At 46.9% G+C, this 277-nt stretch carries 1 protein-coding gene; it reads right to left on the minus strand.

What is annotated here, in order from left to right; translation table 11 throughout:
- Positions 1–277, minus strand: a 277-nt coding sequence (locus AB4585_RS25080) for an ABC transporter permease subunit (protein WP_372171468.1), incomplete at both ends; no start/stop codon positions are given.

Genomic DNA, 277 nt, shown 5'->3' on the forward strand with positions numbered 1-277 from the left:
ATCACAACCTTTGAGGCTATGCCATAGCCAAACCACAGCATGAGTATTGGCGCAATGGCAAAAACGGGAATCGCTTGCGAGGCAATCAATATAGGCAGTAACCAACGACGCAGTGGTTCAAAAAGCAACATCTGTAGGGCAAACATCAGGCCCATGCTAAGGCCTAACAAAAGCCCTAAAACAATCTCTTGCGAGGTAACAATCGTATGTTGAAGCAGCACATCACTGCGGCTGCCAAGGCGATCAAATACCGCAATAGGTTCAGGTAAGATAAAGC

The organism is Vibrio sp. 10N.222.49.C9 (assembly GCF_041474985.1).
Lineage (GTDB): Bacteria > Pseudomonadota > Gammaproteobacteria > Enterobacterales > Vibrionaceae > Vibrio > Vibrio crassostreae_C.